Origin of the sequence: Sulfuricystis thermophila (assembly GCF_004323595.1) — a bacterium.
Lineage (GTDB): Bacteria > Pseudomonadota > Gammaproteobacteria > Burkholderiales > Rhodocyclaceae > Sulfuricystis > Sulfuricystis thermophila.
Map to the genome: position 1 here is coordinate 1,340,218 of NZ_AP019373.1, position 21,941 is coordinate 1,362,158.

The 21,941-nt window shown below is 64.7% G+C and carries 15 protein-coding genes and 1 tRNA gene; 7 read left to right on the plus strand and 9 right to left on the minus strand.

What is annotated here, in order from left to right; genetic code table 11:
- Positions 1-99: 99 nt before the first annotated feature.
- From M52SOB_RS06705 to M52SOB_RS06725, 5 genes are read right to left on the minus strand one after another with little or no spacing between them, the layout of a single operon-like run.
- Positions 100-1,410 carry an ABC transporter permease gene (locus M52SOB_RS06705; protein WP_172601769.1) on the minus strand — a complete coding sequence of 437 codons (1,311 nt, stop codon included), beginning with the start codon at positions 1,408-1,410 and terminating at the stop codon, positions 100-102.
- Positions 1,368-2,597 (minus strand): ABC transporter permease, encoded by a 1,230-nt coding sequence (locus tag M52SOB_RS06710; RefSeq protein ID WP_131111151.1) that lies wholly within the window; start codon positions 2,595-2,597, stop codon positions 1,368-1,370. Before M52SOB_RS06710 ends, M52SOB_RS06705 begins: the two co-directional genes overlap by 43 nt.
- Entirely contained in the window at positions 2,594-3,973 is a 1,380-nt protein-coding gene (gene radA, locus M52SOB_RS06715) for a DNA repair protein RadA (RefSeq protein ID WP_131111152.1), read from the minus strand. Before radA ends, M52SOB_RS06710 begins: the two co-directional genes overlap by 4 nt.
- Complete coding sequence (gene alr / locus M52SOB_RS06720; RefSeq protein ID WP_131111153.1) at positions 3,973-5,046, minus strand: alanine racemase; 1,074 nt, start codon at positions 5,044-5,046, stop codon at positions 3,973-3,975. The genes radA and alr overlap by 1 nt, the downstream gene beginning before the upstream one ends.
- Positions 5,047-5,049: 3 nt before the next feature.
- Positions 5,050-5,955 (minus strand): LysR family transcriptional regulator, encoded by a 906-nt coding sequence (locus M52SOB_RS06725; protein ID WP_131111154.1) that lies wholly within the window; start codon positions 5,953-5,955, stop codon positions 5,050-5,052.
- Positions 5,956-6,122: 167 nt separating this feature from the next.
- Here M52SOB_RS06725 and lplT point away from each other — a divergent pair, with 167 nt between their 5' ends.
- A complete protein-coding gene (gene lplT, locus M52SOB_RS06730; RefSeq protein ID WP_131111155.1) occupies positions 6,123-7,385 on the plus strand; it encodes a lysophospholipid transporter LplT in 1,263 nt (420 codons plus the stop codon).
- Between the two features lie 37 nt (positions 7,386-7,422).
- Here the strand turns inward: lplT and M52SOB_RS06735 are convergent.
- Positions 7,423-7,499: transfer RNA gene (locus M52SOB_RS06735), tRNA-Arg, on the minus strand.
- Positions 7,500-7,569: 70 nt separating this feature from the next.
- Here M52SOB_RS06735 and M52SOB_RS06740 point away from each other — a divergent pair.
- The 6 genes from M52SOB_RS06740 to M52SOB_RS06765 all read left to right on the plus strand — a co-directional run bounded on the left by M52SOB_RS06740 (position 7,570) and on the right by M52SOB_RS06765 (position 13,726).
- Entirely contained in the window at positions 7,570-9,537 is a 1,968-nt protein-coding gene (locus M52SOB_RS06740) for a DNA topoisomerase IV subunit B (RefSeq protein WP_131111156.1), read from the plus strand.
- A gap of 64 nt (positions 9,538-9,601) precedes the next feature.
- Complete coding sequence (locus M52SOB_RS06745) at positions 9,602-9,847, plus strand: type II toxin-antitoxin system VapB family antitoxin (protein ID WP_284155237.1); 246 nt, start codon at positions 9,602-9,604, stop codon at positions 9,845-9,847.
- Positions 9,848-9,853: 6 nt separating this feature from the next.
- Positions 9,854-10,303, plus strand: a complete 450-nt coding sequence (locus M52SOB_RS06750; RefSeq protein WP_131111157.1) for a type II toxin-antitoxin system VapC family toxin — start codon at positions 9,854-9,856, stop codon at positions 10,301-10,303.
- On the plus strand, positions 10,264-11,100 hold the full coding sequence (locus tag M52SOB_RS06755) for a hypothetical protein (RefSeq protein WP_131111158.1): 837 nt from the start codon (positions 10,264-10,266) through the stop codon (positions 11,098-11,100). Before M52SOB_RS06750 ends, M52SOB_RS06755 begins: the two co-directional genes overlap by 40 nt.
- Positions 11,100-13,445: a DNA topoisomerase IV subunit A gene (parC, locus tag M52SOB_RS06760; protein ID WP_131111159.1), complete on the plus strand. Its 2,346-nt coding sequence runs from the start codon at positions 11,100-11,102 to the stop codon at positions 13,443-13,445. Before M52SOB_RS06755 ends, parC begins: the two co-directional genes overlap by 1 nt.
- Positions 13,446-13,480: 35 nt before the next feature.
- Positions 13,481-13,726: a hypothetical protein gene (locus tag M52SOB_RS06765; protein WP_126445389.1), complete on the plus strand. Its 246-nt coding sequence runs from the start codon at positions 13,481-13,483 to the stop codon at positions 13,724-13,726.
- Between the two features lie 9 nt (positions 13,727-13,735).
- Here the strand turns inward: M52SOB_RS06765 and recD are convergent, their stop codons facing one another.
- From recD to recC, 3 genes are read right to left on the minus strand one after another with little or no spacing between them, the layout of a single operon-like run.
- Positions 13,736-15,313 (minus strand): exodeoxyribonuclease V subunit alpha, encoded by a 1,578-nt coding sequence (gene recD / locus M52SOB_RS06770; RefSeq protein WP_131111160.1) that lies wholly within the window; start codon positions 15,311-15,313, stop codon positions 13,736-13,738.
- Positions 15,310-18,792: an exodeoxyribonuclease V subunit beta gene (gene recB / locus M52SOB_RS06775; protein WP_131111161.1), complete on the minus strand. Its 3,483-nt coding sequence runs from the start codon at positions 18,790-18,792 to the stop codon at positions 15,310-15,312. The genes recD and recB overlap by 4 nt, the downstream gene beginning before the upstream one ends.
- Positions 18,785-21,934 (minus strand): exodeoxyribonuclease V subunit gamma, encoded by a 3,150-nt coding sequence (recC, locus tag M52SOB_RS06780; protein ID WP_131111162.1) that lies wholly within the window; start codon positions 21,932-21,934, stop codon positions 18,785-18,787. Before recC ends, recB begins: the two co-directional genes overlap by 8 nt.
- Between the last annotated feature and the right edge of the window lie 7 nt (positions 21,935-21,941).

A 21,941-nucleotide genomic window follows, 5' to 3' on the forward strand; every position in this document is an offset into this window, starting at 1 on the left:
AATGGCTGCAACCACGGGGAGCGAGAGACCACCATTGCTGATCATCGACCCAACCATGATTTCATTATGGCCGAGGGAAGCGCAATTTCCAGATCGCGCTCAACCTTCCCGGAGCCGGTCGATGACGCGGCCGGAAAAGGCGCGCCTGGCGGCGAACATCCCGAAGATGGCGACGCCGACCAACCCGGCTGCGAATCCGATCGACAACGTATCCGATCTCGGAAGATCATCGAAACCGAACACCTGACGCGCCAGCACGGCACCGATCGCCGTCGCCCCCGCCCCGGCGAGCAGTCCTGCGACACCACCCTGCACGGCGAATTCGGCCAACACGCCCTGGCGCAACTGACGGCGTTGTCCGCCCAGGGCACGCATCACGGCGAGCTCCTGACCGCGCGCGCCATTGCTCGTTTCGATCGCCGCATACAGCACCGTGAGGCCAGCGATCAGCGCGAACAGGAATACCAGCTGTATGGCGCCGATCACCTGTCCGACCGTCTGCTGCAACTGCCTGACCAATGCGGCGACATCGATCACGGTGACGTTCGGGAAGGACTGCACCAGCGCCGCGGTCAACGCTTCGCGGCCCGCCGGCAGATGGAAGCTGGTGATGTAACTCGTTGGCTGGCCGTCGAGCGAACCCTGCGGGGCGATGACGAAGAAGTTGACGCGCATCGAATCCCAGTCCAGTTTGCGCAGCGAAGTCACCGGCCCCGAGAATCGCTGACCGGCGACCTCGAAACTCAGCTCATCTCCCAGTTTCAGGCCAAGGGTGCCGGCCAGCCCCTGCTCCACCGAAAACTGCACCGTCGCGCCGCTGCCGAACCACGTCCCAGCGATGATGGCATTGCCCAGCGGCAGGTCGTCGCGCTGGGTGAGATTGAACTCGCGTTCGACCAGACGCCGCGCACGTTCCTCAGCAAACTCCTGCGGACCGATCGGCCGGCCATTCACCGCCACGAGCCGCCCGCGCACCATCGGTTCGAAGCGTGGCACAGCCAAACCGGCCTGCGAGAAGAATTCACCCAACGCCGCGCGCTGCTCCGGCTGGATGTTGATCAGAAAACGGTTCGGCGCATCGGGCGGCAGTTTCGTCTGCCAGGCGGCCAAGAGATCGTTCTTCACCAGCGAAAGCAACAGCAGGGTGGTCAAACCGAGCGCAAGCGCCACCACCTGAAGCAAGCTGGCGCTACCGTGGCGGCGCAGGCTGGCGACCCCGATGCGCCAGCCGCCTGAAGCCAGCCGCGACGCAAGACGCACGACGACCTCCAGCAACAGGCGTCCGATCAGCGCATAAACCGCGATTGCGGCCAGAAAGCCGCCCAAGACGACGGCGGCGAGCCGGGCCTCGCCCGCCATCCAGAACATCAGTCCTGCAAGGCAAGCACCGCCGAGGAGATACGAGGCCATCGACAGGGGGGCGACATCCCCCATTCGCGGCGCAGCACGCGCAGCGTCGGCACCGATCGCAAACGCAGCAATGGCGGAACGACGAAACCCACCAGCAACACCGCGGCCACAGCGCCGCCGTGCAGCCATGGCAGCAGACCGGGAGGAGGCAATCGTTCGGCGAGCAAGCCCGTCAGCAGACCATGCAGGGCTTCCTGCACGAGCAGGCCGCCCAAGCCCCCGACGAGCGTCGCGATGACGCCCAGCACGACGAACTCTCCACCATGGATCAAGAGGATCTGCTGCTCGCTGGCACCCAGACAGCGCAGGACCGCACAGGCATCGAGATGCCGCTGCATGAAGCGGTGCGCGGCCATGCCGACCGCGATCGTCGCCAGCACCACCGTCAGGAGCGCCGCGAGCCGCAGAAAACGTTCGGCGCGCTCGATGATGACGCGCACCTCGGGGCGCGCGTTGTCGAGGGCTTCGAGCCTCTCGCCGCGGCCCAGATGTGACTGCGCCCATTGGCGAAACGCGGCGACGGCCTGCTCATCACCGGCGACGTGCAGTCGCCAGGTGATGCGGCTGCCGGGCTGGATCAGGCCGGTGGCCGCCAGGTCGTCGAAATGGATGATCAGGCGCGGGGCGAAGGTGAACGGGTTGATGCCGCGCTCCGGATCGAGCGTGAGAATCCCGCCGACGCTGGCCGTCAGCGCACCGATGCGCACCTTCGTTCCGGGTTCGAGCGCCAGCGCGGCGGCGAGGCGCTCATCGGGCCATACCGTGCCGAGGGGAAGCGGGGGTGCCGTGCCACCAGCGCCGACTTTATCGTTGAACGGTTCGACCTCCAGTGCGCCGCGCAAAGGATAGCCAGGAGAGATGGCCTTGATCTCGGCGAGCTGCACGGCCCCCGTCTCCGCCGCGCCGCCGACCATGCTCAGCAACAACGCGCTTTCGGCAAGACGTAAGCCATGCTGGCGCGCCGCTTCGCGATAAGCCTCGGGCCAGGGGTGATCGGCAGAAAGCAACAAATCCCCGCCGAGCAGCTGATGGGCCTCGCGTTCGACGGCGTGCCTGACGCGATCGGCAAGGAAGCCGACACTGGAAAGGGCCGCGACGGCCAGCACCATCGCAACGAACACCACGGTCAGCTCGCCGGCGCGCAGATCGCGTGCCAGCATGCGCAGCATCAGGCGGATGGTTCTCACAGCGCGCGCAACACCTCGATGGCCTGCTCGACGCGCTCCAGCGCCACGACCTCGATGCCCTTGATCGGCTGTTTCGGCGCGTTCGCCTTCGGGATCAGCGCATGGGTGAAACCGAGCTTGGCGGCTTCCTTGAGCCGTTCCTGACCGCGCGGCGCAGGGCGGATCTCGCCGGCCAGCCCCACCTCGCCGAAGGCGACCAGTTTGCCCGGCAGCGGCTTGTTGCGCAGCGAGGAGACGATGGCCAGCAGCACGGCGAGATCCGCCGCCGGCTCCTGGATGCGCACGCCACCGACGGCATTGACGAACACGTCCTGGTCCCCGCACATCACGCCGGCGTGGCGGTGCAGCACCGCGAGCAGCATCGCCAGCCGCTGCGGGTCGAGCCCGACGGTAAGCCGGCGCGGATTGCCGCCCAGCGCCGCATCGACGAGCGCCTGCACCTCGACGAGCAAAGGCCGCGTGCCCTCCTGCGTCACCAGCACGCAGCTGCCGGCGACATCCTGCCCATGTTGCGACAAAAACAGCGCCGAAGGATTCGAGACGCCGCGCAAGCCGCGATCGGTCATCGCGAACACGCCCAACTCATTGACCGCGCCGAAACGGTTCTTGAAGGCGCGCACGAGGCGGAAGCTCGAATGGGTGTCGCCCTCGAAATAGAGCACGGTATCGACGATGTGCTCGAGCACGCGCGGGCCGGCGAGCGCCCCCTCCTTCGTCACGTGACCGACGAGGATCACCGCCGTGCCGGTTTGCTTGGCGAAGCGCGTCAGTTGCGCCGCGCATTCGCGCACCTGGGCGACCGAACCGGGCGCGGATTGCAGGGCGTCGGACCACAACGTCTGGATCGAATCGATCACCGCCACCAGCGGCTTTTCGTCCTGCAGCGCGGCGAGGATTTTTTCGAGATTGATCTCGGGTAGCAGACGCAGTCCCGCAGTCGGCAACTGCAGGCGCTGGGCGCGCAAGGCCACTTGTTCCGCGGATTCCTCACCCGAAACATAGAGCACGGGCTGGCCGGCTTCGGCGAGCCTTGAGAGCGCCTGCAACAGCAGCGTCGATTTGCCGATGCCGGGATCCCCGCCGATCAGTACCACACCGCCCGGCACCAGGCCGCCGCCGAGCACACGGTCGAATTCCTCGATGCCAGTGGGCTGGCGCGGCTCCTCGCGTGGACGGATCGCGGCGAGATCCTGTGGTTTGCCGGTGGCGGCAAGCGGCGCGAAATTGGCGCCGAAGCGCTTGGCGCCCGGCGGGGCGGCCTCGGCGACCGTCTCGACCAGCGTATTCCACTGGCCGCAGCCGGGGCATTGACCCTGCCACTTCGGCGAGGTCGCGCCGCATTCGGTGCAGGAATAGTGAGATTTCAGCTTCGCCATCAACCGATCTCCATCACCGGCACGCGCGGCGCCAGCGCGCAGAAGAGCTCGTAGCTGATCGTGCCGGCAGCCGTCGCCACTTCGTCGGCCGGCAAGCCTTCGCCCCACAGCGTCACCGGCACCCCCGCGCCGACTTCTGGTGGCAGGTCGGTGAGATCGACACAGAGTTTGTCCATCGACACACGCCCCAGCGTGCGCGTGCGTTGACCTGCGACGAGGATCGAAGTGCCGGTGACCGCATGGCGCGGATAGCCATCTGCATAGCCGCAGGCGACGATGCCGACTCTCATCGGCCGATCGGCAACGAACGTGCAGCCATAGCCGATGCTCTCGCCCGCCGCGAGTCCCTGCACCGCGACGATCTCGCTTTGCAGCGTCATCACCGGCCGCAACTCGAGTTCCGCTGCCGATTTCGCTTGCGGAAACGGCGAGCCGCCATAGAGCATGATGCCCGGCCGCGCCCAGTCGCCGACGGATTCTGGATAGCGCAGGATCGTCGCCGAATTGCCCAGCGAAGTCGGCTCGCTCATGCCCGACGTCATCACGCGGAAACGTTCGAGTTGCCAGTCGATGCCGCGCGGCCCGTCGGCATCGGCGAAATGAGTCATCAGCACGCAGTCGATGTGCCGTCCCGCCAGCGCCGACTTTGCGTTCAGCAGCGCCGCCGTATCGAAACCGAGACGATTCATGCCGGTGTTGAGCTTGAGATATACCGGCAGCTCGGCCGGCCAACGGGAGGCCAAGAGCCAGTCGAGCTGCTCTCTGCGATGAATGACCGGAATCAGCCGATGACGGATGAACAGCGGCACATCGCTCGCTGCGTAACAGCCCTCGAGCATCAAGAGCGGCTTCGTCAAACCGGCCTCGCGCAGCGCGATCGCGCGCTCCAGTTCGATCAGTGCGAAGCCGTCGGCGAGATCATGCAAAGCCCGCACGGTGCGTTCCAGACCGTGGCCATAGGCATTGGCCTTGACGACCGCCCACAGCCGCGCCGAACCGGCGTGGCGACGGGCGACGCTGAAATTGTGCCGCAGAGCGAAAAGATCGATGAACGCGCGAATCGGCCGCGGCATGAGCTACGCCGCCTTGTGTTCCTTGAGGCGTTCGGCGGCGAACGAGACGAAGGAAGTGACGAGGCGGGAGCGGAATTTTTCCTTCGGATAGACCATCGAAAGTTTGCGCACCAGCCTTGGCTTGAGCGGGATCGACACCAGCGTGCCGAGTCGCAGCGCATGCATCACCGAGGCGCGCGAGGCGATCGCATATCCCAGCCCGGTTTCGACGACCTCGAGCAAGGCCAGCGGGCTGCCCAGCTCCATCACCGGCGTCATGCGGCTGATATCGACCCCCTGCTTGTGCAGATAGACCTCGGTGAACTCTCGTGTGCCGGAGCCTGGTTCGCGCGACACGAAGGGATGATCGACCAGTTGCTGCGGGGTGAGCTCCTTGAATCGAGCCAGCGGAAACTTCGGGCTGCAGATGACCTGCATCTCGTCTTCACAGCAGACCTCGGTTTGCAGGTTGGGATGATGCGTCGGCGATTCGATGAAGCCGATGTCGAGTGTGTGTTCGGCCACCCGGGTCTCGATGGCCTCCGAGTTGGCGACGATCAGCCGCGGCCGTACATTGGGATATTTCGACTTGAACTCGCCCATGATGCGCGGCAGCAGGAACTCGGCGATCGTCGTACTGGCGCCGACCAGCAACGAGCCGCCGATCTCGCCGGTCATCTCGGCCATGCGCACGTCCATCTCGTTCGACAGAGCGAGGATTTTTTCGGCATAGGCCAGGACCAGTTCCCCTGCCGGGGTGAGCGAGATGCGCCCATGGCCGCGGTCGAACAGGCGAGTATTGAAATGTTCCTCGAGCTGTTTGATCTGGAAAGTGACCGCAGGCTGCGTCATGAACAGCACTTCCGCAGCCTTGGTGAAGGAAAGCTGCTTGGCCACGGCATGGAAAACCTGGAGCCTGCGATCAGCCATGTCTCGTCCCTCGAAGAATAATTGTTTTCGGCATCGTTGCCGCTATTGAAGCATAATTCCAGGCCATAAGAAAGCCTGATAGATCAGGACGGAAAGCGCATTCGGGACGGGTTTTCTGCCACCCCGTCACGAAGCCGTATCGACTTTCGTGATATAACCCGGCGGCCATGAGCCTTGGGTTCTACATCATCATGGCGGCGCAGTTCTTTTCTGCGCTCGCCGACAATGCCCTGTTGATCGCCGCCATCGCCATCTTGCGCGACATGCACGCTCCGGTGGCCTATGAACCCCTGCTGAAAACCTTTTTCACCGTCTCCTATGTGCTGCTGGCCGCCTTCGTCGGCGCTTTCGCCGATTCGATGCCGAAGTGGCGCGTGATGTTCATCAGCAATGGCATCAAGATAGTGGGCTGCGGGCTGATGTTCTTCAATGTTCACCCCTTGATCGCCTATGCCGTGGTGGGCTTGGGCGCCGCAGCCTATTCTCCGGCCAAGTACGGCATTCTCACCGAATATCTGCCGCACCGCCTGCTCGTCATCGCCAATGGCTGGATCGAGGGCTTGACCGTGGTGGCGATCATCCTCGGCGTGCTGATCGGCGGCCTGCTGATCAAGCCCGACATCGCTGCCATGCTGCTCGCCTTCGACTTCCCCGGCATCGAGACCGGCATCGATACGGTGGCGGAGATGAACCTGCTCGTCATCGGCCTGTTGTATCTGATCGCTGCCTTGTTCAATCTCTACATTCCCGACACCGGCGTCGATCACAAGCCGCTGAAGAAAAACCCTCTCTACCTGCTTCACGAATTCAATCACTGCTTGAAACTGCTGTGGCGCGACCGGCTCGGCCAGATCTCGCTCGCCGTCACCACGCTGTTCTGGGGCGCGGGGGCCACCTTGCAGTTCATCGTCATCGAATGGGCCAAGGAAGCGCTGAATCTCGATCTCTCCAAAGCCAGCATGCTGCAGGGCGTGGTAGCGATCGGCGTTGCCCTCGGCGCGGTGCTCGCCGCCCGCTTCATCACCTTGCGCAAATCGGTGCGCGTGATCCCGCTCGGCATCGCGATGGGCGTCGGCGTGCTGGTGATGATCGTCGTGCGCGACACCTGGGCGGCGATGCCGCTCCTGGTGATCGTCGGCATCCTCTCGGGCTTTTTCGTCGTACCGATGAACGCACTCTTGCAGCACCGCGGCCACATCCTGATGGGCGCCGGCCATTCGATCGCGGTGCAGAACTTCAACGAGAACCTGTCGATCCTCGTGATGACCGGCATCTATTCGCTGCTCTTGAAGGCCGGGCTGCACATCTATTGGGTGATCGTCCTGTTCGGCCTGTTCGTCTCGGGCATGATGTGGCTGGTCAAGCGCCGCCACGAGGCCAACCAGCGGATTCACGATGACGTGAGCCACCTCGAGGACGTTCGAAATTAAAAAGCCGATGACATGGGGTCATCGGCTTTCGGTGTTCTGGCGCGCCCGGAGCGATTCGAACGCCCGACCCCTTGGTTCGTAGCCAAGTACTCTATCCAACTGAGCTACGGGCGCGCTGGAAGCTGCGCATTATAGCGAAAGTTTCCAGCAGGTAAACTGCCGCCCTCACTTTTTCGCTCCAGCCATGAAACAAACTTACGACGAATCCAGTTTCCGCGTCCTGAAAGGGCTCGAACCGGTGCGCGAACGGCCGGGGATGTACACCCGCACCGACTCGCCCGCCCACATCATCCAGGAAGTCATCGACAACGCCGCCGACGAAGCGCTTGCCGGTTTCGCGAAAAACATTCATGTCCTCGTGGCGCGCGATGGCAGCATCACGGTGACGGACGATGGCCGCGGCATCCCGGTTGGTCTTCACCCCGAGGAGAGGATTCCCGTCGTCGTGCTCGCCTTCACGCGCCTGCATGCCGGCGGCAAGTTCGACAAGAAGACCGGCAACGGCGCCTACGCGTTCTCCGGCGGGCTGCACGGCGTCGGCGTCGCCGTCACCAACGCGCTCTCGCAGCGCGTCGATGTCGAAGTGCGCCGCGACGGCCAGATCCACACGGTGAGCTTTTCGGAGGGAGGCGAGAAAGTCGCGCCCTTGCAAGTCGTCGGCGAATGCGGCCGGCAGACCGGCACGCGCGTGCGCGTCGTGCCCGATGCGAAGTATTTCGATTCCCCCAAGGTGCCGCAGGCCGAACTGGAACGCCTGTTGCGCTCCAAGGCCGTCTTGCTGCCCGGCGTCAAGGTCACGCTGGCGATCGAACAGGCCGACGGCACGCTGCTCGAAAAGACCTGGCGCTATCCGGAAGGGTTGGCCGGCTATCTGAAGGAAATCGCTGAGAGCGATCCGGTGGCGCCCATCTGGTCGGCAGAAAACTACGCCAGCGCCGACGACGAGAGCTTCGCGGCTGGCGAAGGCGCGGCCTGGGCGCTCGGCTGGTGGCCCGATGCCGCACCGACGGAATCCTATGTCAATCTGATCCCGACCGTGGCCGGCGGCACGCATGAATCCGGCCTCAAGGCCGGCGTCTTCGAGGCGGTGAAGAGCTTTATCGAGCACCATGCGCTGCTGCCGCGCGGCGTCAAGCTCCAGCAGGAAGACATCTGCGGCAAGATGGGTTTCGTGCTCTCGGCGCGCATCCTCGACCCGCAGTTCCAGGGCCAAGTGAAGGAAAAGCTCAATTCGCGCGAAGCGGTGAAGCTTGTCGCCCGCATGGTGCGCGATCCATTGGAAATCTGGCTCAACCAGCACGTCGAGGCGGGTCGGGCGATCGCGGAACTCGCCATCAAGCAAGCCCTGGCGCGCCAGAAGAATGCGCAGAAAGTCGAAAAGAAAAAGCAATCGGGTGTGGCCGTGCTGCCGGGCAAGCTCTCCGACTGCGAATCCACCGACATCCGGGAAAACGAGCTGTTCCTCGTCGAGGGCGATTCCGCCGGCGGCTCGGCCAAGATGGCCAGAAACCGCGAGACGCAGGCGATCCTGCCCCTCAGAGGCAAGGTGCAAAACGCCTGGGAGATCGAACCCAACCGCCTGTTCGCCAACGCCGAGATCCACGACATCGCCGTGGCGCTGGGCATCGAGCCACACGGCGCCGAGGATGAGCCGGATTTGTCGAACCTGCGCTATGGCAAGGTGATCATCATGTCGGATGCCGACGTCGATGGCGCGCACATCCAGACGCTCTTGCTCACCCTCTTCTACCGCCACTTCCCGGCCTTGATCCGGCGCGGCCATGTCTATGTCGCCCAGCCGCCGCTCTATCGCGTGGATGTGCCGGCTGCCGGCAAGAAGCGCCCCGCCAAGCGGCTTTATGCGCTCGACGACGGCGAACTCGAAGCGATCAAGGAACGCCTCGCCAAAGAGGGCGTTCCGCTCGACAAGATCGAGGTCGGCCGCTTCAAGGGCCTGGGCGAGATGAACCCCGAGCAGCTACGCGAGACGGCGATGGACCCGGCGACGCGCCGAGTGTTGCCCGTATTCGAACGCAGCGAGGCGCACGAGGAGACAGTGAAGCTCTTCAACCTACTGATGGGTAAGGGCGAAGCCGCCGGTCGCCGCGCCTGGATGGAATCCAAGGGCCACCTTGCCGAGGCTGACATCTGAACTTGAACATGCACAGACACCCCTCTACAATATGGGTGCCCATATCAGATTCCTGGCAACCCATATGAAGACAACCATCGAGATTTCAGACGCCTTGCTTATACAGGCGAAACAACTTGCCGCAGAACGGGGTGCAACGCTGCGCAGCCTGATCGAACAAGGCTTGCGCCAGGTTGTAGCCGAAAAGCAGCAAGCGAGGGATTTTCATCTGCGCCGCGTGACATTCAAGGGACAGGGCTTGCAACCCGAAATGCGCGGAGCCAGTTGGGATCGGTTGCGCGGAATAACCTACGAAGGTCACGGCGGGTAAGCGCGGATGATTGCCGTCGACACCAATGTGCTGGTCTATGCCCACCGGGAAGACTCGCCCTTCCACGAACGCGCCCTCGAAAGCATCGAATCGCTGGCCAATCACAGGATGCCGTGGGCGATCCCCTGGCCCTGCCTGCATGAGTTCTATGCCATCGTCACCCATCCGCGCATTTATGCGCCGCCCACCCCCATCGAAATCGCCTTGGAGCAAATAGACGCTTGGCTGGAATCGCCCTCGCTGGTGCTGCTTGGCGAGTCCGAACTGCACTGGCCGGAACTGCGCAGCCTGATCTCACAAGGCCAACTTGCCGGCCCTCAAGTCCATGATGCGCGCATCGCCGCCCTGTGCCTGCAACATGGGGTGAAAAAACTATTGACCGCCGACCGCGACTTCGGTCGTTTCCCCCAACTCGCATGCGCCAATCCGTTGGTTGTCGTGGAGAAGCTGTCGTGAGAGGTCAAAGTCGGCTCTGGCGGGACGGCATTCGCACGCGCTCGTCCCGTCTTCTGACCGCCGCCTTGGCGTTGGTTGCCGCGCCGGCGATGGCAGGCGTCCCATTCGTCAAATTGCCGTCGCACACCAAGGATGGCGTCACTTGGCATGTGCGCAAGGAAAAGCGCAGCGGCATGCGCATGCCTTTTCTCGTCGCCGGCGCGCCCAAAGAGGCAATCGCCAAGATCAATCGCAGACTGGAAGAACGTTTCACAAGCGACATCGAAACCGCATCGAACGCTACCGAATTTTCGACCGAGAACCGTGTGCTGTTCGCCAACAGGCGTTATTTCGTCGTCGGTGGAGCCGTCCACGCCTATTTTTCGGGTGCCGCCCATCCCTTGTATCGGTTCGATGTCGCCGTTTTCGACCTCAGAACCGGAGATGAAGCTAATTTCTGGCCCCTCTTCCGCCTCGCTGCCGACGCGAATGGCGAGATTGGCCTGACACGGACGGATGCGCTCGATGCCCTGATCCTGCGCGCCTACCTGCGCCAAGCCGCGATCCACGCGAACAGAGATCCGAACTGCTGGGCACTCGTCGCGGAAACCCGCGGCTGCTATGTGGAAGACGACGGACTGGCCTGGTGCGAACATGCAGGCGACTGGACTTACGCCACCCTTTACCCCACCTCCCAAGGCCTCGCCGTGACGCTCGACATCTACGCCGAGCAGGATCGCGGCTGTCGCGGCGAGGGGGTGGTCCTGCCTTGGCCCGCCGTGCGCAAAACTTTGCTCAAACCCGTTCCCTTACCCTGATGAACCACGAGACTCCCGACCTGTTCGAAGCCGTCCCACCAGCGCTCCCTGCCGTGCCGCCGGCGCCGACTTTTCCGGAAGACGCCCTGCCGCTCGATATTTATGCCGAACGCGCCTATCTCACCTATGCGATGAGCGTGGTCAAGTCCCGCGCCCTGCCGCAGGTGGAGGATGGTCTCAAGCCCGTGCAGCGGCGCATCCTCTACGCGATGAACGAAATGCGCCTTGCGGCGACCGCCAAGCACGTCAAGAGCGCGCGGGTGGTCGGCGACGTGATCGGCAAATTCCACCCGCATGGCGATGCCAGCGTCTATGACGCGATGGTGCGCGTCGCGCAGGATTTCTCGCTGCGCTACCCGCTCGTCGATGGTCAGGGCAACTTCGGCTCACGCGACGGCGATGGCGCGGCGGCGATGCGCTACACCGAATGCCGCTTGACGCCGATCGCCGAGCTGCTGCTCGCCGAGATCGACCGCGGCACCGTCGATTTCGTGCCCAACTACGACGGCACGATGCAGGAACCCGCATTGCTGCCGGCGCGCCTGCCCTTCGTGCTGATGAATGGCGCTTCCGGCATCGCGGTAGGCATGGCCACCGAGATTCCACCGCACAACCTCAGCGAGGTCGCCGAGGCGATCAAGCTCCTGATCAAGCAGCCCAACGCCTCGCTCGCAGAGGTTCTTGCCGTGCTGCCCGGGCCGGACTTCCCCGGCGGCGGGCAGATCATCTCGCCGCCAGAAGACATCCGCGCCGCGTATGAAACCGGTCGCGGTTCCTTGCGCATGCGCGCCCGCTGGCGCATCGAGGAGCTGGCGCGCGGCCAGTGGCGCGTGATCGTCTATGAACTGCCGCATGGCGTATCGACCGCACAGGTGCTCTCCGAGATCGAGGCGATCACCAATCCGCAGCCGCGCCCCGGCAAGAAGGAGGTCTCGCAGGAGCAGAAGAACCTCAAGCAGGCGATGCTCGCGGTGCTGGAAGCCGTGCGCGACGAATCGAACGAAAAGGAACCGGTGCGCATCGTGCTAGAGCCGCGCTCCTCGCGCGTGCCGGTCGACGAGTTCATGGCGGTGCTGCTCGCGCGCACCAGCCTCGAAGCGAACGTGCCGGTCAATCTGACGATGATCGGTCTCGATGGCCGGCCGGCGCAAAAGCCGCTTCTGACGATGCTCTCGGAATGGCTGCAGTTCCGCCACGCCACCGTCGAGAAGCGCAGCCGCCACCGTCTCGCCGAAGTCGAGCGGCGCCTGCACATCCTCGCCGGCCGCATGCTCGCCTTCCTGTCGATCGAGCAGATCATCCAGACGATCCGCGAAGCGGAGGAACCGAAGGCCGAGCTGATGGCAAAGTTCGGACTTTCTGATACCCAGGCCGAGGACATTCTGGAAATCCGCCTGCGTCAATTGGCGCGCCTCGAAGGCATCAAGATCGAGCAGGAGCAGAAGGCGCTGGAGGCCGAAGCGCAGGAGCTGCGCCGCGTGCTCGCCGACCGCAAGGAGCTGACTCGGCTCGTTTTGCGTGAAATCAGCGAGGACGCGAAGAAGTTCGGCGATGCGCGCCGCACACTGATCGAAGCCCTCGCGCCAGCCACCCCCGCCGAGGTGGCGATTCCGGACGAGCCGGTCACGGTCATCGTGTCGAAAAACGGCTGGGTGCGCACGCGCCAGGGGCACGGCATCGACCCGGCGAGCATCGGCTACAAGACCGGCGACTTTCCCTTTCTGGTGGCCGAATCGCGCACCGTCTGGCCGCTCGTCATCCTCGACACCAATGGCCGTGCCTACAGCGTGCGCGTCGCCGATCTGCCCGGCGGTCGCGGCGATGGCGTGCCGATCACGACACTCGTCGATCTCCAGGACGGCGGCAAGCTCGCCCAGGCGCTCACCGACGCGCCCGAGGCGCAATATCTGTTCGCCAACTCAGGGGGCTACGGCTTCATCGCACGCCTTGCCGATCTCGTCTCGCGTCAGCGTGCCGGCAAGGCCTTCATGACGCTGGAAAAAGGCGAGAAACCCATTGCGCCGGCAAAAGTCGGCGCCGACGGGACGGCAGATACCGTCGCGGCGCTCTCGGCCAACGGCCGGCTGCTGCTGTTTCCCCTCGCCGAGGTCAAGACGATGGCCAAGGGGCGCGGCACGATCCTGCAAGCCCTCGATGCGAAAGACGAGATGCTTGCCGTCGCCGTCGGCACGAATGCTTTCGTCGTCACCGGCACGGGTCGCGGCGGCAAAACGACGGAATGGCGGCTTGCCGGCAACGACGCCGAGGCTTACCGCAGCCACCGGGCGCGCAAGGGACAGCCGATTCCTGCCCGATTGAAACCGTCTGGCATGACCCCCAGTTAGCGCGTCGTCTTTCATCCTGTATAATCCGCAGGTCTATGAGCACCGACAAAAAAGAACCCGCGACGCGTTACTGCTATCACTGCCGCACGCATCATCCCGTCGAGGAAATGCGGCTTCTGGTGACCAAGACCGGCTCGCGCTGGCGCTGCATCAAGAGCATCGAGGCCGTCAAGCGTTCCAAAGAGGAGCGCGACGCCTATGGCCGCCAGGTTTCGGCGCAGAACCAGGCCGAAGCCTCCGGTCGGGCGCGCATGCTGAACAAGATCCAGCGGGGCCTCTGAAAGCGCCTTTCAGGCCAACCGTTCGCGCAGGCCCGACATGCGCAGTGAGCGGCGACCGGTCGCCGCCCGCAGCACCGCCTCACTCGACCAGAGCAGGACGCGCCGTTTCGCTCGTGTGACGCCGGTATAGACCAGTTCGCGCGTCACGACTGGTGAAACGGTTGCCGGCAACGCCAGCAACACCTCCGCGAATTCGGAACCCTGGGCCTTGTGCACCGTCATCGCCCAAGCCGGCGACCACTCCGGCAGCCGGTTCAGGGCGATCCAGCGTGGCGTTTCCCCGGGGAAGAAAACCTTCTGCCGACCATCGGCGGGATCGTTCAGCAGCAGCCCGATGTCGCCGTTGAAGACCCGCAGCAGTGGATCGTTGCGCAACACCATGATCGGCGTGCCAAGGGGCGGGCGCAGCGGATCGCCGGTCAGCGCATGGTTGAGCGTCTCGGCCTCCTCGCGGTGCGCGCACAGCACGCGGAAGCCATCGAAGCGGGCAAACAGCTCTTCCGGCGCTCGTCCTTCGGCCACCCCCGCCAGATAATCCTGATAGCCCTCGCGGGCGGCCCTGATGAGTGCATGACTGTCGCTGCGCATGGTCCAGACGAGATCCTCGCCCGCCGTGGTCAAGAGCGCGAGCGCACCATCGGCATCGCCCAGACGCAGGCATTCCGCCAGCCGGCCGATGCCGCTCTCGGCGCCGAAACGGAAGTTCGTCTTCAGCATGGCCACGCAGCCGGCGAGCCGGGGGCTCTCGCACAGATCGGCGAACACCGCGCCCGCCTCGACGGCCGCGAGCTGGTCGCGGTCGCCGAGCAGGATCAGACGCGCTTGCTGCGGCAGAGCAAAGAGGAGATGTGCCATCAGCGACAGATCGATCATCGACGCCTCATCGACGACCAGCACATCCACCGCCAGCGGATGCTCTCGGTCATGGCGGAAACCGCCCTCGGCACGCACGCCGAGGAGACGATGAATCGTCCTCGCCTCCTCCGCCACCGTTACACCCGCCGCCAGCAAGGCTTCACCCATGCGCGCCGCCGCCTTGCCGGTCGGCGCGGCGAGCGCGATGCGCAGATCAGGCTGCTGCGATTGCAGGCGCCCGATGATGCGCGCCAGGGTGTGGGTCTTGCCGGTGCCGGGACCGCCGGAGATCAGCGCCAGCCGGCGGGAGAGCGCGATCTGGCCCGCATGGCGCTGACCGGCATCTGGAAAATGCGCAGCGAGCAGCTCGTCAGGCTCGGCCTCCGTCGCTGCACTGGATGAGCGCGCCAGAAGATCAGCCGCAACCCGCGCTTCATAGTCCCAGTAACGCCGCAGATAAAGGCGCCGCCCATCCCAAACCAGCGGCGTTAAGTCCTGCTCTGCGCCGACGATCGCCAGTTGCGACAAACGGGCACGGAAAGCAGCGCGCCCTGCCTCGTCGAGGCTGGCAGCCCAAGGCCCCCAACCGGTATCGCAGTCGAGATCGGCGCAGACATGGCCTTCCAGGGTCGCCAGGCAAGCCAGTGCCGCCGCCCGTTCCGCATCGGCATCACCCGCGCCGAGAAAACGCGCGAAATGCCGGACGATCGCCGGCAAAGCCATTGGCGTCATCGCGCCACCTCATTGAGAAAAGTCTCCAGTTCCTCGGCCGTCGGCCGGGCGAAAAACACGCCCTCGGCGCTGCCGGGCTTCATGCCGCGCAGGAAGAGATAAAACACGCCGCCGAAAGACGTTTCCCAGTCGCAAGCCGGTTCGCGCCAGGCCAGTGCGCGCTTGAGCGCCGCGGCGTAGATGCGCAATTGCAGATCGTAGCGATGCGCCTGCATTGCCGCGGCGAGCGATGCCGGGCCGTAATCTTCGAGCCAGTTCGACTTCCAATCGACGATGTACCAGCGTCCGTTGGCACTAAACACCAGATCGATGAACCCCTTCATGTAACCGGCCCGCCCGGCGGAAGAATCCTGCGGGAAGGCGAATTCCATCTCGGCGATGCGCGCCGCTGGCGAAACGTCGGCGAGCCTGAGTCCTTCCGCATTCAACGGCGTCGCCAGCACATCTGACACCAGCCGTTCGAGCACCGGTTGCCAGGCCAATGGATACCCATACTCGGTGAGCAGGGCCGCTGCCACCGGCCCGACCGGCTGGCGCTGCTGGAAATCGATGCGCTCGAACAGCGCGTGCAGGCAGCTGCCGGCCCGCGTGCCGCGCGGGAAAGCCTGGATATCGCTGGGCGCCGCCGGCAGCGACGAGGCCCCGCCGGGCAGCGATGCCTCCTGGAAAGTCGGCGCTGGTAGGACGGCACCCCAGGACGCGACGGCATCATGGTCGGCGCCCTCCGCCTCCTCCGCCAGCCGCGCGGCGAGCGAGGAGAAACTGCGCACCTGCCAGGGCGGCGGAATTTGTCCGGTAAAGATTCGCGGACGCAACTCCCGTGGGGTTTCTGCAGTGGCAAGGGCCACTTCCCCGCTCGTCGGCAGCGGCAGCACTTTCAACGCGCCGCCCAGCTGGCTTTCGAGCGCGCGCAGCGTCTCGGTTTCGTCGTGCGTCTCCAGCCATTGGGCCAGCCAGACGCGTGGCTCTTCCGCTACCTCGCTGCGCGGGCCGAACAGGAGCCAGGCGAGCGGCGAGCGCGCGCAATTGTTCGCCTTGCCCCAAATTACGATCGAACGGTGCTCGGCGCGCGTGAGCGCCACATAGGCAAGGCGTAGCTCCTCGGCCGCGGTCTCGCGTTCCTTGGCGGCGATGAGCGCTGCCATCTCTGGCGAACCGAAATCGAGACAGGCGCCACCATCGCGATGTGCGAACACCGGCCAAGCGTCTTTTTCTTCGGGACCGATCCAGAGGAAGGGACAATAGACGATCGGATATTGCAGGCCTTTCGCTGCATGTTGCGTGACGATGCGCACCAGATGGGCATCGCTTTCGAGCCGCAGCAAGCTGTCTTCGTTTTCCGCGGCGGCACGCTGATCGGCAATGAAGCGCGCCAGACCTTCGGCATCGAGCGCCGCCCGTTGCTCCGCTGCCTGCAACAGCTCGGCCAGATGCCGATAATTGGTCAGCCGCCGCTCACCGTCGGGACGCGCCAGCATACGCGCCACCACCCCTTCGCGCCGCAACAGACGCCGCCACATCGCCATGAAGCCCCGATCGCGCAACAAGACGAAATCGTCATGGAACCGTTCCAGTCGCGCGCTCCAGGCATGATCGTCATCGCGCCACGCGGCGAGCTGCGCCGCATCGGCGCCCATCAGGACGGTCGATAGCGCTGCGCGCACCAGCGCCTCGCGGCTCGGTTGTGCCACGGCGAGCAAGAGACGTTCGAGCTCTTGCGCTTCGTCGCTCGCCCAGACGCTGCCGCCACCGCCGCTGACCGATGGAATGCCAAGCTTTGATAGCGCCTGCCGAACGAGATCGCCTTCCTGATGTTTGCGCACCAAGACTGCGATGTCGCCGCCATTAAGCGGGCGTTCGCCGATCGTGGCCTTGCCCGCCGCGGCAAGCGTCAGCAGCCGTGCGATGTCGGCGGCGACGGCTTCCGCCGCCATCGTTCGCCCGGCTTCCTTGCTGAAGCTTTTCGCTCCACTGGGTTTTTCCATCAACCACAGTGTCAATGGCGCGAAAGCGTCGTCGATCCTGCATGCCGCGCGTTGGGCATCTTTGGGAACTTGCGCCGGTTCATAGGGCAGATCGTCGAGCAGGAAAGGCCGCGGGCGCGCAAACAGCGCATTCAACGCATCGAGCAAGAGTTTGTCGGAACGACGGTTTTCCAGCAGCGCATGTCCGGCATCGGCCTGTTTCCGCGCGGCGAGATAGGCGAACACGTCGGCGCCGCGAAAAGCGTAGATCGCCTGCTTCGGGTCGCCGACGAAGATCAGCGGATGGGTCGCGCTGCCGAAGAGGCGCGTGAAGATGCGCACTTGTAGCGGGTCGGTATCCTGGAATTCATCGACCAGCGCAATGCGGTAGCGCGCGCGCAGCGCGTCGATCAGCCGTTCCCCGACCGGCCCGGCGAGCGCCTGATCGAGCGCGAGCAGCAGGTCGTCATAGCTTTGCAGCCCGCTTTCGCGCTTGCGCTGCGCGAGCTGCTGACGCGCCGTGACGAGGAAATCGGCACATAAGCCACGCAACGCCGCATCGCAGACGGCCTCGAAAGCATCGACCGCCTGTAAAAGCTCCTCCATCGCTGCGAAGAACGGCTGCTCGGGCGAAGGGCTCTCTTTGCTCCGCGCCTGTGCGATCTTTTGCCGGCTGAGCAGACGCAGCTCATCGGGTAGCGGCAGCAGCGGCAGATCCTCGGCAAACCAGGTGTCGGCAGTGAGGACCGCCGCAGCGATTTTCTGTTCGGGATAAATGTTCCGTTTCAGCCGGGCGCCCCGCAACCAGCCTTGCAGCGCCTCGCCCTCGGCCTGCCAAAACCCCCGTGCCCGCCGCCAGCTCTCCAACAGCCTCGATTCGACGGCCAGGCGATCGACGGGCGGCGGCGCGCCGACTTCTACTTGCGCTCGCCCGAGATGATCTTTGACTTTGGCAACCAGGCCCAGCGGGCCTTTCAGTTTGTCCATCAAACACTGGGCCCACAGCGGGGAAGCCGCCGCCATTTCATGACGCCAGACATCGCGCGCCACATCGGCCAAGAGTTCGTTCTGATCGGCGATCAATTCGCATGCGAATGGTTGGCCGGCCCAGAAGGCCATCTCGCCCAACGCGCGCTGGCAGAAACCGTGGATCGTGAAGATCGCCGCGGTATCGAAACTCTCGAGCGCGAGCCTCAAGCGCGTTTTCGCCTCGGTCGGCTCATGGCGTTCGATCAGCGCCTGCAAATATTCGTCTGTCGTCTGGCCGGTCTCGAAAGCCGCCAGCGCCTCGACCAGCCGGGCGCGAATCCGACCCCTTAGCTCGCCGCTTGCAGCGCGGGTATAAGTAACGACGAGGATCTGGCCGATCTCGAGCCGCCGTTCGAGCAATAGCCGCAGCACCAGCGCAGCCAGCGTCCAGGTCTTGCCGGTGCCGGCGCCGGCCTCGATCAACCGCAGGCCGGAGAGTTCGACCTCGAAGGGCGATTTCAGCGCCGTGAAGTGCCGTTCAGTCATCGCCGACTTTCAATGCCTGACGCAGTGGCCCGAAGATCGCCGCCGCCAGTGTCTGGAATTCCTCGCCGAGCGGATCGTCCTGCCGGTCGCGCAGGAACAGCGCGACGTAGGCATCATCCCGTTCGCCGGGGTGGTCGCGGTAGGAATCTCCTTCCCAGGCCTGTTTGATTCCTCTACCCTTGAGCCAGGCCCAAGCCGTTTCGGGATAGAACGGCAAAACGCGCTCCATCCCGGCGCGAAACCAGGCTAGCAGATCGGCGAGCAGCGCTTGCGCTTCTGGCACGGCAGGAAGCTGCAGCGTGGCATCGCGCGCGATCAGCGTGCTCACCGCCGGCACCCCTTGCGGCGCCAGCACATTGAGCAGCAGATGATCGATCCACAGTCGCAGCCGGTCTTTCGCGCACAGACGGCCATGACGCACGCGCCAAAGGCCTTGGTCCGTCAGCCCGCCGATCCGTCCGACCAAACGCACGCCATGTGCCGCGAATTCGACCTGGAGATCAGGGATGGCGGATGCCGTAAGCCAAGGCTGCGCGCACTTCCACATCGTCAGACTCTCCTGATGCGTCCGCCGCGCGACGAGTTCGCCAGCGACACCGGACGGCAACCAGCCGCGTGCGCGCAGTCGGGCCGCGGTTTGTGCCACCGCCTGCCCTTCTCGCAGCGCGATAAATTGCGCCTCGCGCAGACGATAAAACTCCAGCGCGTCTGGAACGAAGGGCTCATGAATCTCCAGCAAGGCCTCGCGCTCTTCCAGATGGATGCCTAAGCGTTCGCGCAAGAAATAACGCACCGGCTGCGAAAAAAAACGGTGCAATACCGTGGGGTCGATCTCGATTGTTTCTTCGGCCGGCAGTTTCACTTCGGCGGCAAAGAAAGCCGGCGCCGCGCGCTTGCCGCCGGGCGAGCAATGCTCGCCATCGAAACTGAACAGCCGCGCATCAGTGCCATCGAAATAGGCTGCGCCAAAGGGCTGCAAGGGGTGTTTGACGACCAGCGTATCGGCGTTACACCCGGTCATTCTCTCCATGACGTCGATCAGCTCGGCAACGGGTGGCGCCGGCGGCAGTTCGAGATTGCTACGCGGATCGCGTCCAGTGTAGGTGACGATCAGGACATCCCCCGCGCAGAGCAGTGCTTCGAGCAATGCGTAGCGATCCTCGTCGCGGAAATTGCGATCGCCTGGGCGCGGATGGCTGGCCAAAAGGTCGAAGCCCGGGATCGTGCGCGGACGTGGCCAGTTGCCATCGTTCATGCCGACGAGACAAATGATGCGCGCGGCAACCGGCCGCCCCGGGCGCAGCGCAGCGATCGTGACGCTGCCGGACATGAAGGCCTGCGCCGGCACCTCTTCGGCCAGCAGTCTGTCCAGCTCGCGCAACAGCGCCGGCAGCGGCAATCGGCAGTGGCAGCCAGCGGCGGCAGCCTCCTCCCCGACGCGCCGCAAGGCTTCGCGCAGTCGTTGCGCCTGAGCTTCTTCCGACTCGTCCGGTGCCAGGCAACGCGCGAAAATTTCGAGCAGCAGTCGAGTCAACTCCGGTGCCGTCCCACCAACACCGAGTTTTGTGTGAAGCTCGCAGAGCGTTTCGGCAAACTCCGCAAAGCGCCCCAAAAGCGCCGCATCCTCACCCTCGATGCCCCTCACCGGCAACCTGCCCTGCCAAAGGCGTTCAGGAGCATCCGGCAGCGCGACGCCGAGCAGCAATCGATCGAGCCCCGCCCGCCAGGTGAAGGCATCGTCGGCGGGCAAACCGCGTCGCGCACGCGCCGCGCCATCCACTCCCCAGCGAATGCCTGCAGCGGCCACCCAGTCGCGCAGACGGGGCAGATCCTTTTCACCGATCTCGAAGGCGCGGCGCAATGCCGGCTCCTCCAGCAGCGCGAGCACGCTTTCGGCAGCGAGATCGCCCGCAGCGACGATGCACAATTGCCGCAAAGCCCGCCACAACGGCGCCGCGGCCAAGGGCCGGTCGGCCACCGTGCAGGGCAGCCGTCGCGCCGGCGGCGCATTGGCGAGCACCGCCGCGACGATCGGCCCATAGGTCTCGATGTCAGGCGTGAGGATCAGGATGTCGGCTGGCTGGAGATCCGGAATGAGCTCGAACTGTTCGAGCAGCCGGTCGTGCAGCACTTCCGCTTCGCGCTGGGCACCGTGACAAGCATGGATCTGCAGGGTTGCATCGGCCGCCGCCGTGCTGGTCGTCAAATCGAGGATATCGCGCTGCAGAGTCCCCAGCAGGCTGGTAGGGGGGATGACGAACTCCTCCGTTTCTTGGCTGGCAGCCTGCGCCACGGCATCGGCCAAGCGCACCATTGCATGCTGGCGCGCCCGACCGAGCGAAGCGAGCAACGGATGCCCGGTTTCATAAAGCATCGCCACATCCGGCCGCTCGATTTCCAAGCGCAAACGCTCGCGCAGCCGTTCGATGTCGCCCCAGTATTCCCGACATGGCGCGAGCACGAAGACGTGCACGTCGAGCCACGCCGCCAGCGCGATGAACACCTGCCAGTAGAGCTCCGGCATCGCCTCGACACAGAACAGATTCAGCCGCCTCGGCAAACGCGCGTGCAACGCCGCATCGGATGCCAGTGCAGCAAGGAAACGTTCGCGCGGATGTTCCGCTGCGACCGGCGGCAGCGCGGCGAGCAAGGCCTGCCAAAGTTCGGCCTGCCAGATTTCGTCAGCGCCGAGGCCGAGCCGGCGACCGGCGCTCCAAGCGGCAATCCAATCCGGCCGCTCGACCAGATAGCGGTCGAACAGGCTGGCCAGCTGCTGCGCCAGCTCGAACTGGCGCGTACCGTCATCGCCCGCGAGGTAATGACGGATGTCCACTGCCCGACTCTCACCCAGCAAGCGAAACAGCTGCCATTGCATCGCCTCGCGATCGAACGGGTTGTGCAGCGATACTTCAGGCAATACCTGCCCGAACAGCTGCCAGACATAAGCAGCCGGAAAGGCGAGACGCGTCTGTGTCGCGATGCCCAAACCCTCGGCGAGCCGGAAAGTCAGCCATCGTGCCAGCGCCGTCGATGGCACCAGCACCGTCTCGCTCTCGAACAGCGGCAGCGGATCGTCGCGCAATACCTTCGCCAACGCGCTAGCGAGACGATCGGGACGGTTGCTGTAATACACGTGCAGCATGCGCGAA